Raw genomic sequence first — 17,297 nt, 5'->3', positions numbered from 1 at the left:
CTTGTGTGTTTTTGTATAAACAAAAAGATTCCAAAAGCTATTGCTTCTGGAATCTTGCTTATTTTCTTATTTTAAACCTGCAATATGAACAGACAAGTCAATCAATTTGCTTGAATATCCATACTCATTATCGTACCAAGATACTAGTTTAAAGAAAGTAGAATTTAAACCAATTCCTGCAGTAGCATCAATGATTGAAGTTCTTTTATCAGAGATGAAATCCTGAGAAACCACTGCATCTTCAGTGAATCCCATAATTCCTTTCAATGTAGTTTCTGAAGCTAATTTTAATGCAGCCATAATTTCTTCGTATGAAGTTTCTTTAGCCACTTTTACAGTTAAATCTACTACAGAAACGTCAGCTGTAGGAACACGGAAAGCCATACCAGTTAATTTTCCATTCAATGCAGGGATAACTTTTCCAACAGCTTTTGCAGCTCCAGTTGAAGAAGGAATGATGTTAATTGCAGCAGCACGTCCACCTCTCCAGTCTTTTCTTGAAGGTCCATCAGCAGTCATTTGCGTAGAAGTTGTAGCGTGAACTGTAGTCATTAATGCTTCCTCAATTCCGAAATTATCGTGAATAACTTTAGCTAATGGAGCTAAACAGTTTGTAGTACAAGATGCGTTTGAAACAACTAAATCAGAAGCTTTTGCAGTTTCGTGGTTTACTCCCATTACAAACATTGGCGCATCAGCCGATGGAGCAGAAATGATTACTTTTTTAGCACCACCTTTAATGTGCTCAGTTGCAGTTTCGATAGTTGTAAAAATACCTGTACATTCAGCAACTACATCAACATCAACTTCATTCCATTTTAAGTCAGCTGGATTTCTTTCAGCAGTAATACGGATGTTTTTTCCATTTACATATAATTTCCCTTCTTTCACTTCAACAGTTCCGTCAAAACGTCCGTGAACAGAATCATATTTCAATAAGTAAGCTAAGTGATCAACGTCTAATAAATCATTGATTGCTACTACTTCTACATTATCTCTATTGAAAGACTCTCTAAAAACAATTCTTCCAATTCTTCCAAAACCGTTTATTCCTAATTTTACTTTTGACATTTTTACTTAATTTAAATTATTTTTTATTTTTATTTGTTTCTATATAAGACTAAATCGACATAATATCAGATACTCTAAGTAACTCTCTGTCAATTTCTGTATGTCCTTTAATTGCTTGTTCTAGTGGTGTTAATTCAATTTTATCATTTAATAATCCCACCATAAAATTTGTTTTTCCTTCAAGAATAGTTTCTACTGCTTTCACACCAAGTCTACTAGCTAAAACTCTATCGAAACAAGAAGGAGCGCCACCACGTTGCATATGACCTAACACCGAAACACGTACATCGTATTCAGGGAAATTAGATTCTACATAATCTTTTAGTTCAAAAACATTTTTACCTGTTTTATCACCTTCAGCAATGACAACTATACTTGAGGTTTTTCCTGTAGATTTACTTTTCTTTAAGGAATCTAATAATCTTTCTAACCCTAAATCTTCTTCAGGAATTAAGATTTCTTCTGCTCCAGCTCCAATTCCAGCATTCAAAGCAATATGTCCAGCATCTCTACCCATTACTTCGATTAAGAACAATCTATTGTGTGAACTTGCAGTATCTCTAATTTTATCAATTACTTCTACTACTGTATTTAAGGCAGTATCATAACCTAAAGTATGGCTAGTCCCATATATATCATTATCGATTGTACCAGGAATCCCGATAACAGGAAAGCCATATTCGGTATTGAACAAAAGTCCTCCGGTAAAAGAACCATCACCTCCAATAACTACCAAGGCTTCAACACCTTCTTTAACTAAGTTATCATACGCTTTTTTGCGTCCTTCAGGAGTTCTAAATTCAAGAGAACGAGCTGACTTTAAAAAAGTTCCTCCCTTATTGATAATATTATTAACGCTTCTAGGACCTAATTCTTTGAAGTCTCCTTCAATCATTCCTTGATATCCTCTATAAATACCTACACACTCAATATTATGAAATGCACAAGTTCTAACAACAGAACGTATTGCAGCATTCATTCCTGGTGAGTCACCTCCAGAGGTAAGTACACCTATTTTTTTTATTGTTTTTGACATTTTTTAAGTATTAATATGTAAATTTAATAAACATAGACTAGTTTTAATAATATCTTATTATATTTTTAATAAAAGAGCCGAAATTCAAACGTTTTCGTTGATAAGTTTTGGTTTTAGCAAAAAAAATTCATTAATTTTCAACAAAAACCAATAAAATAGTTTTTTTTTGCATTATTGTCAAAATTTAGAAAAACATCACTAATTGATTCACTTACAATTATTTATAAAAGAGTGTAAAAAACTATTTATTAATGAATTATTGTGAGTCTTAAAAATAAAAAAGCCAGTTGAAATAAAATATACAACTGGCTTTTTGTCGATTTAATATTCTTCTTCAGGAATAAGTCCTTCCTGATTTTTTTTAGGTTTTTCAGGGACTGGTTTTTTTGATTTATTAAAATTAATATAATCAGGAGTCATAGAAGAATCATTATCTACATCAATAGTAGAAGCTGGAATGACTAATTTTCGTTTTTTGAAAATTTGTTGAACAAATTCTTTAAAAGTATCATAATCTACATCATAAGATATACCGATACCTTGCGTATAACCTATTCCCTGACCGATATAATTGATATCATTCTCTTTATTGAACAGTCTTAAATTAAAATTCCCTGCTTCATTTACACGGTACAAAATCTCAACATCACCAATAACAGCAGACTCATTGACCCCACCAAAAGGCACACCTACTTTACCATTAAAAGTAATTCTTTCATTAAGTTGAGAGGAAACTGTAGCCACAAAGCGCCCGTCTGTCTCTCTACCTGCTCTCCTATCAGCAGTAATAACATTCATTCCAAACTTAAACTTATCATTGTCAGATTGAATAATATCACCTAAAAGCCCAGAAGCTGTTTCAAATAAACTAGTAGAAAAATCAGATTGACTAATTCCTTCCGCACTTAAAAAACTTCCTGAGGACAATAAATACAGTGCCTGGGTTTGCCTTGTGTCTTTGTCATTCAATTTATATTGAATTTCAGATTCTAAAACCGAACTTACCGTTGGGAAAACAATATTAAAATCGGGTTCTGGACGAGCCAAATCACCTCTAATCCCAACAACCACTTCTACCGGCACCTTAGTATTAAAAGAAGAATTTTCCAATAAAACAGATGGATTGGCTGATGTTTTATAGACAGCTTCAAGATTTAATTGCGCTTTCATTGGATTACCTTCCCAGATAATTGACCCTCCTTTTTTTACAACAAATTTTTTGTCTATTAAACCTCCATACTTAAAGTTATAAGTTCCTTCATATGCCTGAAAATCTCCCCACATATTGAATTTACCCAAAGTGTTGATTTTAAACAATAAAGAACCGTATCCTTTTCCTTTCATTCCGTGACCTGTATTCCTATCCAAAATCACTTCTACTTCTGCATTAGGGTTGATATCAAAATCAAATTCGAGTTCAAGACCGTTATAATCTCTTTCTCTCTCTAATAAACCATTTTTACTATTACTTTTTTCCTTTGCAGTAATAAAATGTATAAAACCATTTTCACTAACACTTTCTGCGTTGTTTATTGGAATTTTTACAGAAGTTCCCTTTTCTGATTTAGCATCAACTTTTATAAAAAGCCCTGCTACTGGACCTTTTATAGTGGCTGAACCATCAATAAAAGCAGTACCAAAATAGGCAGCATCTTCAGAATCTTTCGTATCCAAAGCAAGAAAACGTTTTGAAGTTATATTTAAATCTAACTTCCAATCCGAAAATTGATTGTGCTCGACAACACCATTTAAAATCCCACTTGTTTTGTATCGAGTATCAAAAATTGCATTATTCCTAAACAAAAACTTTTCATTAGATAAATCAACAATTGTTCTATCACCCAACTCGTAATCAACATTAAGATAAGGTATATTCATTCCTGCACCTTCTAAATACAATCGACCATTTATGTCCGGTTTTGCAAGTGTTCCTTGTATTTTGGTGTTGCCCGAAACAAGTCCTCTAATATTTGTGAGTACCTCGCCTCCAACTGGACTTAAAAAAGCAAGATTAAATTTATCTAACTTGACATCTAAATCCAATAACGTTTCATTATTAACAACTTCAAAGTTCCCATTTGCACTAAAAGATTCAAAACTATCATTCTCTAAACTAGAATGTATTGTGAATTTTTTAAAACTTTGATCTCCCTCAATTCCAAGATCTAAATTCCCAAAAAAAGTATCATTTATCTTTAATCGATCGACATAAATAGATGCTGTAGGTTTATATACTTGTCCTTCTTGCTCAAAATTAACTTGTCCACTGATATTCCCATTAAACTTAAACTGCTCATTTGAAGGTGTTATTTTTTTTAAATCAACACCTTTAAAATTAAGATGCAAATCTTTATAACTATTTCCTTTTATCAGACCATTCAAGTCAATTTGCTGGTTTTCATGCGTAAGCACCACATCGTTAATTGCTATATTTTTGAAAGCTCTATCAAAAATTATTTGATTACTCTTAGTATCTACTTCATTCAAATTCCAAATGTAATTCTTGAATTTTATTTCAGATTTACTGAAGCCAACAACATTATTTTTATTCTTATCAATAGTGTGATATAAATTTAGATTATATAAATCCTCACCCTTTTCTCCTCCTTTAAATTCAGTTCTTACCTTTAAAGAATCCTTCATTGTTACATTAATAAGACTAAAATCTCTAATTTTATAAAAGCTTGTTTTGATACTGTCAAGCTCTACATATGTATTATATAGAGGATTTTTGTTATCTATCGATAATCTAATATTATCCATAGTGGTTCCCGTTGCAGTAATTCTCTCAGAATTAAAATTCATTTTAAACTCCCTATCATCAGCATCAATTTCGCCTTTTATTTTAGCATCTGAAGAGAGGGTGACATCTTTAAAAAGGGCTTCAACTATTTTATTGTATATAATAAAATCAAATTTGAGATATTGCCCTTTGGTTACAACCAATGGTTTATAATTACCATAAAGGCTTCCTAATGAATTTTGAACTAAAGCTTGTAATTGGTCAAACTTAAATTTTCCTACTACTTTACCTTGACCCACATCAGTAGAGTTGATTGTAACAGTACGAACATTTCTTGCGTCAAAAGTCGAGGTCACATTTACATCATCAAAAGAATATGCTTTTTTAGAATTATTGTATACTACATTTTTAACAAAAACATCACCAATAACATTATCTATTGAATTTCCTGAAGCATTAACAACAATATCTCCTTTGAAATTTGAAACAGGTTCTTTATCAAAATGCAATGCATGTAGATTTGCTTTATCAATTCCTAAATGAAAATCATACTTATTTTGTTTTCCAGTTAAATCAATAAAACCATCAAAATCTAGAACTAAATTTGGATCATTAATTGTTGCTTTACCTTTGTAAATAGGCATTTTAAAATATCCGTCTAAATCAATATTACTATAGGTATAGTTGTTATAATTAATTTTTAAAACCTCACCTTTGACTGATGTATTTAAACTCTTTTGATCAAAACCAACACCGTCTACTGCCAATTTTAAATTTGTTTGTCCAAGATCTTTTGCATTAAATAAAATACCCAAATCAAAATTTTGCAAATCAATAGTACCTTTGTATTTGGCTTTATTTACTTGATTCATATTAAGAATGACCAAATCGGAGGTTACATTTCCGATATCCGTTTTCATACTAAAGTCAGCTTGAATATTTTTTGTTGTCAATTCTGTTGTCCCTACCAAATCAACTTTCCCAATTTTCTTTAGAATTTCTGGCAAACTTTCGCCTAAAACATTTGGCAAAATAGTAACCAAATCATCATATGTTGTAGTTAACGAGCGGAATTTTCCGTTCATATAGAATTCCTGTGATTTTGAAGGAAATAAATTTCTAAAATTTATACTACCAATAATCTTTGATCCCTTTCTATCAAAAAGTACAAGATCCGTTAGTTTTAAATTGTTTAGCGTTCCTTCTATCCTTGATCGTGCATTAAAAAATAAATTTTTACCTAATTCATCATAAAAACATCGAATATCATTTGAAGCAATTACAGAAGACTTTAGTTTAATGTCAAATTTTACTTTATTATTAAAATCAGCAAAATCCTCTATTTTATAATTTAACTGAACATCTCCTTTTAGTTTAGATTCTGAAGTTGCTAACTCCAAATTTTTTAGACGTATACGTTTCTTATTATAACTAAACTTTGCCGTCAATTTTTTCAAAAAAACGCCTCTATGATCTTTAAAAGAAAGCTGATTGATATTTGTTTCAACTTCTGGCCCAAGAATTTGAAAGTTACTAATTTGGGCATTAAGTCTTGTAAAATCAACATCTTTTGGGTCTCTCCTATTTTCATCTATTAACAAAAAATGTCCATTAGAAATAAAAGCTTCTCTAACAGTCATTAAAAAAGGTTTTGTTGAAGGTTTACCAGTTTCAAAAGCTTCTATAAAAACATCTAAATTCGTTAATTTTTCCTTTTTATAGGTTTTGAGATTGAACAATAAACCATCTAAATGAATACTATTAAAAATTAAATCTCCATCAATTACTTTTTTTATACCAATCAAGTTTGTTTTAATTCGATTAGCATAAATTAAAGTATCCTTATGATGATCTTTAATCAGAACTTTTTTTAGTTTAACACCTCCAAAAACGGAAATTGCAACTTCATCAATTTCAATTGAAGTTCCGTAAGAAGTATTAATTTTTGTCATCAACTCTTGAGCGATTCGAGTTTGAACTGCAGGTAAAGAAAGTGCTATTCCTGCTACTAATAAAAGTAGAAGAAAAAGTAGCAATAATCGTAATAGTATTTTTTTTATTTTTTTAATAGTAGAAAGAGTTAAGTATTATTTGTAAATCAAAATGTAGTAGCATAGTGTCATCAAGCAAGTTACCCAATCAATCTATAAAACTAATCCTATCAAGTGCTATTTGATAAAAAATAGCTAATTTTGACCAAGCTGTAAAATTAAAGAATTTTACGACCATTAATCAAATAAATTTCAAATTTGTCCCTTTTTATGCGAAATCAAGGTGTTTTTATTCTTGCCATTGAAAGCTCTTGTGATGATACAGCAGCCGCGGTTCTTTATAACGATAAAGTATTGTCAAATGTTGTAGCAAATCAGTTGATTCACAATCAATACGGTGGAGTTGTTCCAGAGTTGGCTTCTAGAGCGCATCAGCAAAATATTGTTCCAGTTATTGATGCTGCACTAAAAAAAGCAGGTATAACCAAAGAACAACTTTCAGCTATTGCCTTTACACAAGGACCAGGGTTAATGGGGTCACTACTAGTTGGCAGTTCCTTTGCAAAGTCTTTATCTACGGCACTCAATATCCCATTAGTCGCTGTAAACCATATGCATGCTCATATTTTGGCTCATTTTATAGATGAAGAAGGATATGAAAAACCTGAATTTCCTTTTTTAGCTTTAACCATCAGCGGTGGTCATACACAGATTGTTCGTGTAGACGGTTATTTTGACATGACCATCATAGGTGAAACTACAGATGATGCTGTAGGTGAAGCATTTGACAAGAGTGCCAAAATCCTTGGGTTACCCTACCCAGGTGGACCGTTAGTTGACAAATTAGCCCAAAGTGGTAATCCAAAAGCATTCGCATTTACAAAGCCAAAAGTAGCTGGATTAGATTTTAGCTTCTCTGGATTGAAAACTGCAATTTTATATTTCATACAAAAAAATCAAAAAGAAAACCCTTCTTTTATTGAAGACAATAAAAATGATATTTGTGCTTCTATACAACATACCATTATTGAAATTTTAATGGATAAACTAAAACAAGCTGTAAAAGAAACTGGAATAAATCAGATTGCAATCGGAGGTGGCGTTTCTGCAAATTCAGGAATTAGAAGTACCTTAAAAGAAGCAGAAAAAAAGTATGGCTGGAAAACTTTCATACCAAAATTTGAATATACAACAGATAATGCAGCCATGATCGGAATAGTTGGCTACCAAAAATATTTATCTCAACATTTTGAAACTGCCTCTGTCGTTTCAAAAGCAAGAATCCAATTTTAAATATGCAATTATTTTATAGTTCCCTTATAAACGAATCCAATACCTCTTTTGTTTTTGAAAAAGAAGAAAGCAAACATATTATTAAAGTATTACGCAAAAAAGATGGCGATATACTTTTTGTAACTAATGGTTTAGGCGATTTATTTAAAACAGAAATTTCACTTGCTTCTGATAGTAAATGCACAGTTGCAATACTATCGAAAGAAAAAAAAGAAGCAACACAGTATCCTTTACATTTAGCAGTTGCTCCAACAAAAATGAATGATCGCTATGAATGGTTTTTGGAAAAAGCGACCGAAATTGGAATTCAAGAAATCACACCCATAATCTGTGATCGTTCCGAAAGAAAAGTCATCAATAAAGAGCGTTTTGAAAAAATAATTTTGACAGCAATGAAACAGTGTAATCAATTTTATTTACCAAAACTAAACGAAGCTATAACATTTAAAAATTTCATTAAACAACAACACGAAGGACAATTACTGATTGCGCATTGCGAAGAGACGGATAAAAAATCATTAAAATCTGTTTTGAATACAAATACGAAAACTACAATTCTGATTGGCCCAGAAGGTGATTTTTCAGAGAAAGAGATTGAATTGGCTTTAGCTAACAATTTCATTCCTGTCACTCTTGGAAATACTAGGTTAAGAACAGAGACCGCAGCAGTTGTTGCCTGTCACAGTGTAGTGTTTTTTAATGAGTAAAACCATTAATTTCTTTTAAATCAACTTCATAATGATAAGAAGTCTTTTAATTTTCGCTTTTTTAATTTCTTCTGTAAGTCATGCTCAAGAAATTGCTTTATTAAAATATAATGGAGGTGGCGATTGGTATGCTAACCCTACTTCCTTACCTAATTTAATTAAATTCTGCAACTCAAATATAAATACAAGGATAAAACCAAAACCTGCAACAGTAGAACCAAGTAATCCTGATTTATTTTCATACCCTTTCATTCATATGACAGGACACGGCAATGTAGTGTTTAGCGATAATGACAGAGACAATTTAAAAAAATATTTGGAAGCAGGCGGATTTCTGCATATTGATGATAATTATGGAATGGACCAGTATATAAGAAAAGAAATAAAAAAGCTTTTCCCAAATAATGAGTTAACAGAGATTCCATCAAACCATACTATTTTTCAAAAACCTTATGTTTTTACTTCAGGATTACCCAAAATCCATGAGCACGATGGCAAAAGACCACAAGCATTTGGAATTTTCGTAGCTGATAGATTAGTACTACTCTATACTTTTGAATGTGATTTGGGAGATGGTTGGGAAGATGCTGAAGTAAACAATGACCCAGTTGAAGTACGCCAAAAAGCTTTAAAAATGGGCGCTAACATCATTAATTATATTTTCAACAATTAAAATCATGCAATTAAATCATGAATCGGTTCCTTTCCGAAACCAAGAATTTCCCATAATTTTAGTGTGTGATACCATTCTTTTTCAACCCAACATTGGCTCACTTTTTAGAATCAGTGAAGCTTTTGGCGTTGAAAAAATTCTTTTTCTTGGCATAGGAAACCAAATGAATCCAAGAAAAATTAATAAAACTTCTAGAAGTACACACCTTCATGTGGCCTATGAATTATTCGAAACAAAAGAAGCGCTTTCGAATTATTTAACAACAAATGATTTTGAAATTATTGCTTTAGAAATAACATCAGAAAGCAAACCGTTAGCCGAAGTTGAAATTCCGAAAAATAAAAAAATTGCATTGCTAATTGGAAATGAAATTGATGGAATTTCAGAAACCTTTTTAAAAAAATCGCATCAAGTCATTCATATTGAAATGTTTGGAAAAAACAGCAGTATGAATGTCGTTCAGGCCACTGGAATTGCGCTCTACGAGCTTACCAGAAAAATGAAATAACATTCAAACAACTGAATGACAAACAATTATTTTAAAATATTTCATAAAAAAAATTGGTAGTTTAAAAAAAATGTTATAAAATTGTTAATGAATTAACCAAATTAACTTTTTTATAACAATTTAACAAAACCCAAATTATGAAAAAAATTTTATTGAGTGCAGGGCTTATTCTAATGCTTTTTTCTTGTCAAAATGAAGAAACATTAAATTCAAATTCATCAGAACAAGCCGTTGCAAGAAGAGGTTGCGCAACAAATGAAGTATTTCAAGCACAATTAGCAGCCGACCCAACTTTAGCAATTCGTATGAACCAAATCGAAGAGTTTACACAAAAAGCTAAACTAACAGGTAAATTAGTAAACGGAAAAGTAGTAATTCCTGTTGTTGTAAACGTACTTTACCGTACTGCAGCAGAAAACATCTCTGATGCCTTGATTCAATCTCAAATCGATGTTTTAAACAAAGACTTCACTGCAACAAACGCTGATTTTTCAAGTACTCCTGCTCTATTTGCTGGTGTTGCTGCCAATGTTGGAATTACTTTTGAATTAGTTAAAATCAACCGTAAGTCTACTACAAAAACATCCTGGGGAACTAGAGATGCTATGAAAAAAACAAATCAAGGTGGTATTGCTCCAACTTCTCCATCAAACACTCTAAACTTATGGGCTTGTACTATTGGCGGAGGTATTTTAGGATACGCACAATTCCCTGGTGGCGCAGCTGCTACAGACGGTGTTGTAATCGATTCTAAATATTTTGGAGTTACAAGCAACTCAGGTACAAGCTATCCTTACAACTTAGGAAGAACAGCTAGCCACGAAGTAGGACACTGGATGAATCTAAGACATATTTGGGGTGATGCAACTTGCGGAAGTGATTTAGTTGCTGATACACCTACTCATAATGCTGCAAACTACGGAGTTCCAGCTTACCCACACTTAAGCACTTGTACAGGAACACCTGTAGAAATGACAATGAACTATATGGATTATACAGATGACAGAGGAATGTACATGTTTACTAATGGGCAAAAAGCTAGAATGGCTGCGCTATTTGTAAGCGGCGGTGCTAGAGCTGGATTCGGAATTTAATTCCAAACAAAATAATTGCAATTAAAACTCGCTAGACATAGCGAGTTTTTTTTATATTTATAAACTAAATTAACTCATATGATCAATTCAAAAATAATAGCCAACGGAATAATTAGAGCATTAGTTATTATTGTAGCCTCAGCGTTAGGTATTTATTTTTTATATCAAATACAATCCGTTTTAATTTACCTTGTGGTTTCTTTAATTTTGACTTTGATTGGTAATCCTTTTTTGGATTTCTTCAAAAAAAGATTAAAATTTTCACATAACCTAGCGACAATCACAACAATAGCAATATTTGTGGCCATAATCTTTGGAATTATAATTTTATTCGTACCTCTAATTACCTCACAAAGTCAGAATCTTTCCCTCTTAAATACGAGAGAAATTGAACAAAATGCCATTGAACTCATTAACCAAATCAATGCATTCCTAGAAAGCCATCACATTAATGCAAAAAAAATACTCAATTTCAATAGCATTACTTCAAAAATAAATTTTGGTGTCATTCCTAATTTTTTAAATTCTATTTTAGGCACCATCAGTAGTTTTGGAATGGGATTAGCCTCAGTTTTATTCATCACCTTTTTTTTCCTAAAAGACCGTGTCCTTTTTATTGTGGGCGCCAAAAAGTTAATTCCTGATAGTCATGAAGAACAAATATTGAATTCATTAGAAAAAATCAACCATTTGCTCTCTCGCTATTTTATTGGTCTATTACTCCAACTCTTTATTGTATTCCTTTTGTATTTAATCGTTTTACTAATTTTCGGTATTCCAAATGCCATTATCATTGCTTTTTTGTGTGCTGTATTAAATATCATTCCCTACATTGGACCACTAATCGCATCAGTTTTAGCTGCAATTCTTTCTATGATTAGTCATCTTGGCAGCGATTTTCAAACCGAAATACTTCCTACAACTATATATGTTTTGATTGGATTTTGGATTGTACAACTTATCGACAACAACCTATCCCAACCCATTATTTTTTCCAAAAGTGTAAGTTCACATCCCTTAGAAATCTTTTTAGTCATCCTTATTGCAGGTTTTTTATTTGGAATATTAGGAATGGTAATAGCTGTACCTTTGTACACTATTTTGAAAGTAATAGGAAAAGAATTTTTTCCAGATAATAAAATTATTCAATTGTTAACCAAAGACATTTAAACTTGAATTTCGACTTTTTAAACTTTGACGTTCAAAATTTCATAAACGATCAATTAGACCAAAACATCACTAAACTTGCTTTACAAAAAAATCCATTCCCAAACATTGAATGGAAAACAATTTTAGGACAGATAGAAAGCAAAGCAAAAGCTAAGGAAAAGCTTCCAACTTGGTTTTCAACTCCAAACATTATATATCCTCCAAAAATTTCGATAGAACAAACCTCTTCTGAAATTACCGCTTCTTATAAATCTAACTTAATTTCAGGAACCAACTTAATAGATTTAACAGGTGGATTTGGAGTAGACGACTTTTACTTCGCTAAAAAGTTCCAAAAAATAGTGCATTGTGAAATTAATCCTGAACTGTCAGCTATTACAACTCATAACTTCACACAATTAAAGGCTTCAAATATTGAATGTAAAACTGGTGATAGCCAAGACATTCTAAACAATATTGATAAAAATTGGGATTGGATATACATTGATCCTTCCAGAAGAAACGAAAGCAAAGGCAAAGTTTTTATGCTTAAAGACTGTCTTCCAAACGTACCTGAAAATATTGATTTTTATTTTACAAAATCAACATCAATCTTAATCAAAACAGCACCATTATTAGACTTAACTGCTGGTTTATCAGAATTAAAAAATGTAAAATCCATACATATCGTGGCCTTAAACAATGAAGTAAAAGAACTATTATGGGAACTTCATAAAGACTATACTGGGTACGTTTTCATAAAAACGGTAAATCTCCTTAAAAATAAAGAGGAAAAATTTGAGCTTCCTACTTATGACTGCGAGCCAACTTATGATTTGCCAGAAGAATACTTATATGAACCTAATAGTGCAATAATGAAATCTGGTGGTTTTGATGCCGTTAGTTCCGTTTTTAAGTTGAATAAATTACATCTAAATTCACATTTGTATACTAATTCAGAATTGATTGACTTTCCTGGAAGAAGATTCAAAATCAACAAAAAACTGAATTACAACAAATTAGACATAAAAAAAAACTTAGCCAATCAAAAAGTAAATATTACGACACGAAATTTCCCTGAAAGTGTTGAAAACATCAGAAAAAAATGGAAAATAAAAGATGGAGGAAATAGTTATTGTTTTTTCACAACCGATATAAATAACGACAAAATAGTTTTAATTTGCAGCAAAATATAAAACAATATGAAGCAACTATTACTCACCATTTTTACCATTTCAACTTTTTCTTTATTTGCACAAAAACAATGCGACTATAGCACCAATGTCGTAGACTCAATAGGAAGCTATAAAGTCACAAAAGAATACATGATTAGTGAAAAAAACTTTGCAGGTACTTCAAGCTATATTTTCTTTTCACTAGCCCTAACTGACGGTGTACCCACTTTAAACATTCAATTAATACAAAAAAGTAAAGGCTTCATAAAAGCCAATTGCTTTGATAAAAACTCAAAATTATTCCTTCAATTAAATGATGGAAGTATCATTTCTTTAATCCACAAAGATCAAGAAAACTGCGGAACACTTTTAAGAGACGATAAAGGATTTGATAACAGAGTCACTACAGGAGAATTTTATTTTTTGAAAGATAGTTTTGAAAAATTAAAAAGCTCCCCATTATCACTAATGCGAATAAAATATTTGACGGATTTAGAAGATTACATCATAAAAAAGGAATTCACATCTGAATTAGACAACAAAGTCTACCAACCAGAGAACTATTTTATAAAAAATATTTCTTGCATAGAAAACTAATCACATTTCCATTTAGTATTGGCTATTTTATCAGACATAGCAGAAGCTAAATTGTAATGCCACCATTCTGACTCAAATGCTTTAAATCCACTTTGAAGCATAATTTTCTTAAGCATATTGCGGTTATCCATTATCTTTTTATCTAAAAATGGATAACTGTGACTTGCTTCCTTTCCAAAAAAATCAAAAGCAGTCCCCATATCTAATTCGTTACCCTCCAAAGTTACAAGAGTTATATCTACAGCTCCTCCTCTATTGTGAATGGAACCTTTAGCGGGATCCGCCACATATTCCGGATTTGGTACTAATGCCCACATTTTTTTTTGAATATCTAAAGGACGATAACAATCAAACAGTTTAATCTTATACCCCTTTTTAATAAACTTATCATTAGCCTTAATCAAAGCTTTTACTGTTTTTAATCTCAAAAAGCATTCCGCACAATCATACACTTTTGATTTCAAAAAATTATCGTTAGTGGCATATTTCATATCGTAAATAAAATCATCGCTATACTCACTCAAATTAACAAAAGTTGTATCAGCCACTATAGTATTTACAATATCTTTTGTACTAGTCTGAGGCGACTGAGCATAAGTAAAAGAAGGTAAAAAAAAGATAAAAAAAGAAGGAAAAAAAAGTAAACGCATGATCAAATATTTTTATAAATGTATACTATTTGAATCAAAAAAAAGGATATAAAACAAAAAAACGATACTATTTCTAGTATCGTTTTAAGTGAACGCAGAAGGATTCGAACCTTCGACCGCCTGCTTAGAAGGCAGGTGCTCTATCCAGCTGAGCTATGCGTCCATTGTTGTCGGGGTGGCAGGATTCGAACCTGCGACCTCCTGCTCCCAAAGCAGGCGCGATAACCGGGCTACGCTACACCCCGAGTGCAAGCGGAGAGACAGGGACTCGAACCCTGGCGACGGTTACCCGTCGACAGATTAGCAATCTGCTCCATTACCGCTCTGGCACCTCTCCTAAAACAAGAAAACTATCTCGTTTTGCGGTTGCAAATTTAAGTTAACTTTACGTTTCTCACAACTATTTTGTAGCTTTTTTTTAAATAAAATTCAATAAAAATTCAAAACACTTCACAATCAAACAAATAGAATAAAATAGTTTTAAAATTTTCAAATTATTCCATATTATTTGATAAAAATATGAAATAGGATCAAAAAAGATTAAATTTGCTAAACAAATCAACATATTTTTACATTATGAATAAGAAAGTAGTCATAGTCTCAGCTGTTAGAACTCCAATTGGCAGTTTTATGGGAGGTTTATCAAGTATTACAGCCCCAAAACTTGGAGCAGCTGCAATAAAGGGGGCTTTGGAAAAAATTCAATTAGACCCTAATTTGGTCAATGAAGTTTATATGGGAAATGTTGTTCAAGCAGGTGTTGGACAAGCACCCGCTAGACAAGCAGCAATTTTTGCTGGATTATCTAATGAAGTAGCATGCACTACAATCAATAAAGTTTGTGCATCAGGAATGAAAGCAGTAATGCTTGCATCACAAGCTATTCAATGTGGTGATGCCGATATTGTTATTGCTGGTGGTATGGAGAATATGAGTTTAATCCCTCATTACATGAATCTTCGCTCAGGGACAAAATTTGGGCCTAATACAATGGTTGATGGAATGCAAAAAGATGGACTTACCGATGCTTATGACAATAACGCAATGGGTGTTAGTGCTGATTTATGCGCAAATGAGTATAACATTTCAAGAGAAGAGCAAGATGCATTTGCAATTCAATCCTACAAAAGATCATCTGAAGCATGGAACTCAGGTAAATTTAACAACGAAGTAATTCCAGTTTCTGTTCCACAAAGAAAAGGTGATCCAATTATTATTAGCAAAGACGAAGAATTTTCAAATGTAAATTTAGATAAAATTCCTAGCTTGAATCCTGCGTTTACCAAAGAAGGTACTGTAACCGCTGCAAATGCTTCAACAATCAATGATGGTGCAGCTGCACTTGTACTTATGAGCGAAGAAAAAGCACTATCTTTGAACTTAAAACCTTTAGCATACGTTAGAAGTTATGCTGATGCAGCACAAGAACCTAAATGGTTTACAACTAGTCCTGCAAAAGCATTACCTATTGCACTAAAAAAAGCTGGTTTAACTACCAGTGATGTTGACTTTTTTGAATTTAACGAAGCATTTTCAGTTGTTGGCTTGGCTAATTCAAAAATACTTGGATTAAATAATGATAAAGTCAACGTTAATGGAGGTGCAGTATCATTAGGACACCCTCTTGGTTGTTCAGGAGCAAGAATAATAGTTACATTAATTAATGTTCTTGAACAAAACAATGCTAAAATCGGAGCCGCAGCAATCTGCAATGGTGGCGGAGGAGCATCAGCAATAGTAATTGAGAAAATATAAACAAAAGGATAATTGAGGTTTAAAAATTAAACCTCAATTTTTAAATTTAAGATAATGTTTGGAATCTGTAATTTAGCCATTATACCCCTACGGTCTGAGTCAAGTGATAAAAGTGAGATTGTTTCACAAGTTCTTTTCGGAGAGCATTTTCAAATAATTGACACTTATAATCAATGGTCAAAAATAAGATTACAGTATGATCAATACGAAGGATGGGTTGACAGCAAACAATATCAGTTGATTAGCGAACAAGACTTTAAGCATTTATCAAATGACAGTATCATATTAAGTGCCGATTTAATTGAATACATTACAGACTCAAATGGCTTATTACTACCTATTCCACTTGGTTCTAGTCTTTCTTTTTTAAATTACAATGAAATTAACACTAAGAAATTCAGTTTTGAAGGAACAAGAACTAGTGGCATCAAGAAAAAAAACAATCTTATAAAAACTGCTTATATGTATTTAAATGCTCCGTATCTATGGGGCGGTAAAACACCATTTGGAATTGATTGTTCAGGATTTACACAAATGGTGTATAAATTAAATGGGTACCATTTAAAAAGAGATGCTTCTCAACAAGCTTTTCAAGGAGAACCACTTAGTTTTATTGAAGAAAGCGAACCTGGAGACTTAGCTTTTTTTGATAATGAAGATGGAAAAATAATACATGTCGGAATTATTATGTCTGACAATTACATCATTCATGCAAGTGGAAAAGTAAGAATTGATAGACTCGATCATTTAGGCATTTACAATACCGAAACTCAAAAACACAGTCACAAATTAAGAGTCATAAAAAAAATTATTTAAGAAAAAAAATGTTCCTCAATTGGGAACATTTTTTTTGTT

At 31.9% G+C, this 17,297-nt stretch carries 14 protein-coding genes and 3 tRNA genes; 10 read left to right on the top strand and 7 right to left on the bottom strand.

What is annotated here, in order from left to right; all coding sequences use genetic code 11:
• Positions 1–66 precede the first annotated feature (66 nt).
• The 3 genes from gap to ACSVH9_RS14430 form a co-directional block, all read right to left on the bottom strand.
• The gene (gene gap, locus ACSVH9_RS14440; protein ID WP_159684457.1) at positions 67–1,071 is read right to left on the bottom strand and encodes a type I glyceraldehyde-3-phosphate dehydrogenase; all 1,005 of its coding nucleotides are present in this window, start codon (positions 1,069–1,071) and stop codon (positions 67–69) included.
• Between the two features lie 49 nt (positions 1,072–1,120).
• Positions 1,121–2,107 carry a 6-phosphofructokinase gene (gene pfkA / locus ACSVH9_RS14435; RefSeq protein ID WP_438064322.1) on the bottom strand — a complete coding sequence of 329 codons (987 nt, stop codon included), beginning with the start codon at positions 2,105–2,107 and terminating at the stop codon, positions 1,121–1,123.
• Between the two features lie 321 nt (positions 2,108–2,428).
• Positions 2,429–6,886 (bottom strand): translocation/assembly module TamB domain-containing protein, encoded by a 4,458-nt coding sequence (locus tag ACSVH9_RS14430; protein ID WP_438064321.1) that lies wholly within the window; start codon positions 6,884–6,886, stop codon positions 2,429–2,431.
• Positions 6,887–7,111: 225 nt separating this feature from the next.
• On the opposite strand from ACSVH9_RS14430, the gene tsaD reads away from it, so the two are divergent.
• The 8 genes from tsaD to ACSVH9_RS14390 all read left to right on the top strand — a co-directional run bounded on the left by tsaD (position 7,112) and on the right by ACSVH9_RS14390 (position 14,037).
• Positions 7,112–8,134 (top strand): tRNA (adenosine(37)-N6)-threonylcarbamoyltransferase complex transferase subunit TsaD, encoded by a 1,023-nt coding sequence (tsaD, locus tag ACSVH9_RS14425; protein WP_438064320.1) that lies wholly within the window; start codon positions 7,112–7,114, stop codon positions 8,132–8,134.
• Positions 8,135–8,136: 2 nt separating this feature from the next.
• Positions 8,137–8,841 (top strand): 16S rRNA (uracil(1498)-N(3))-methyltransferase, encoded by a 705-nt coding sequence (locus tag ACSVH9_RS14420; protein ID WP_438064319.1) that lies wholly within the window; start codon positions 8,137–8,139, stop codon positions 8,839–8,841.
• A 31-nt stretch (positions 8,842–8,872) separates the two neighbouring features.
• The gene (locus tag ACSVH9_RS14415; RefSeq protein WP_438064318.1) at positions 8,873–9,514 is read left to right on the top strand and encodes a DUF4159 domain-containing protein; all 642 of its coding nucleotides are present in this window, start codon (positions 8,873–8,875) and stop codon (positions 9,512–9,514) included.
• Positions 9,515–9,518: 4 nt separating this feature from the next.
• Positions 9,519–10,022 (top strand): TrmH family RNA methyltransferase, encoded by a 504-nt coding sequence (locus ACSVH9_RS14410; RefSeq protein ID WP_438064317.1) that lies wholly within the window; start codon positions 9,519–9,521, stop codon positions 10,020–10,022.
• Positions 10,023–10,159: 137 nt separating this feature from the next.
• On the top strand, positions 10,160–11,116 hold the full coding sequence (locus ACSVH9_RS14405; RefSeq protein WP_438064316.1) for a zinc metalloprotease: 957 nt from the start codon (positions 10,160–10,162) through the stop codon (positions 11,114–11,116).
• Between the two features lie 78 nt (positions 11,117–11,194).
• Positions 11,195–12,286 carry an AI-2E family transporter gene (locus tag ACSVH9_RS14400; protein WP_438064315.1) on the top strand — a complete coding sequence of 364 codons (1,092 nt, stop codon included), beginning with the start codon at positions 11,195–11,197 and terminating at the stop codon, positions 12,284–12,286.
• A 2-nt stretch (positions 12,287–12,288) separates the two neighbouring features.
• Complete coding sequence (locus ACSVH9_RS14395; RefSeq protein WP_438064314.1) at positions 12,289–13,461, top strand: THUMP-like domain-containing protein; 1,173 nt, start codon at positions 12,289–12,291, stop codon at positions 13,459–13,461.
• 6 nt (positions 13,462–13,467) lie between these two features.
• Positions 13,468–14,037, top strand: coding sequence for a hypothetical protein (locus tag ACSVH9_RS14390; protein ID WP_438064313.1), 570 nt, complete (start codon positions 13,468–13,470; stop codon positions 14,035–14,037).
• On the opposite strand, the gene ACSVH9_RS14385 is transcribed toward ACSVH9_RS14390, so the two are convergent.
• The 4 genes from ACSVH9_RS14385 to ACSVH9_RS14370 all read right to left on the bottom strand — a co-directional run bounded on the left by ACSVH9_RS14385 (position 14,034) and on the right by ACSVH9_RS14370 (position 15,024).
• Complete coding sequence (locus ACSVH9_RS14385; protein ID WP_438064312.1) at positions 14,034–14,687, bottom strand: M15 family metallopeptidase; 654 nt, start codon at positions 14,685–14,687, stop codon at positions 14,034–14,036. The genes ACSVH9_RS14390 and ACSVH9_RS14385 overlap by 4 nt on opposite strands.
• Before the next feature lie 89 nt (positions 14,688–14,776).
• Positions 14,777–14,850: transfer RNA gene (locus ACSVH9_RS14380), tRNA-Arg, on the bottom strand.
• Between the two features lie 7 nt (positions 14,851–14,857).
• A tRNA-Pro gene (locus ACSVH9_RS14375) sits at positions 14,858–14,932 on the bottom strand.
• Between the two features lie 8 nt (positions 14,933–14,940).
• A tRNA-Ser gene (locus ACSVH9_RS14370) sits at positions 14,941–15,024 on the bottom strand.
• A 239-nt stretch (positions 15,025–15,263) separates the two neighbouring features.
• Here ACSVH9_RS14370 and ACSVH9_RS14365 point away from each other — a divergent pair.
• A complete protein-coding gene (locus tag ACSVH9_RS14365; RefSeq protein WP_438064311.1) occupies positions 15,264–16,442 on the top strand; it encodes an acetyl-CoA C-acyltransferase in 1,179 nt (392 codons plus the stop codon).
• 54 nt (positions 16,443–16,496) lie between these two features.
• Positions 16,497–17,258, top strand: coding sequence for an NlpC/P60 family protein (locus ACSVH9_RS14360; RefSeq protein ID WP_438064310.1), 762 nt, complete (start codon positions 16,497–16,499; stop codon positions 17,256–17,258).
• Positions 17,259–17,297 lie beyond the last annotated feature (39 nt).

This window comes from Flavobacterium sp. RSSB_23 (genome assembly GCF_051547145.1).
Taxonomy (GTDB): Bacteria; Bacteroidota; Bacteroidia; order Flavobacteriales; family Flavobacteriaceae; genus Flavobacterium.
This window is presented reverse-complemented; position numbering and strand designations above follow the sequence as displayed.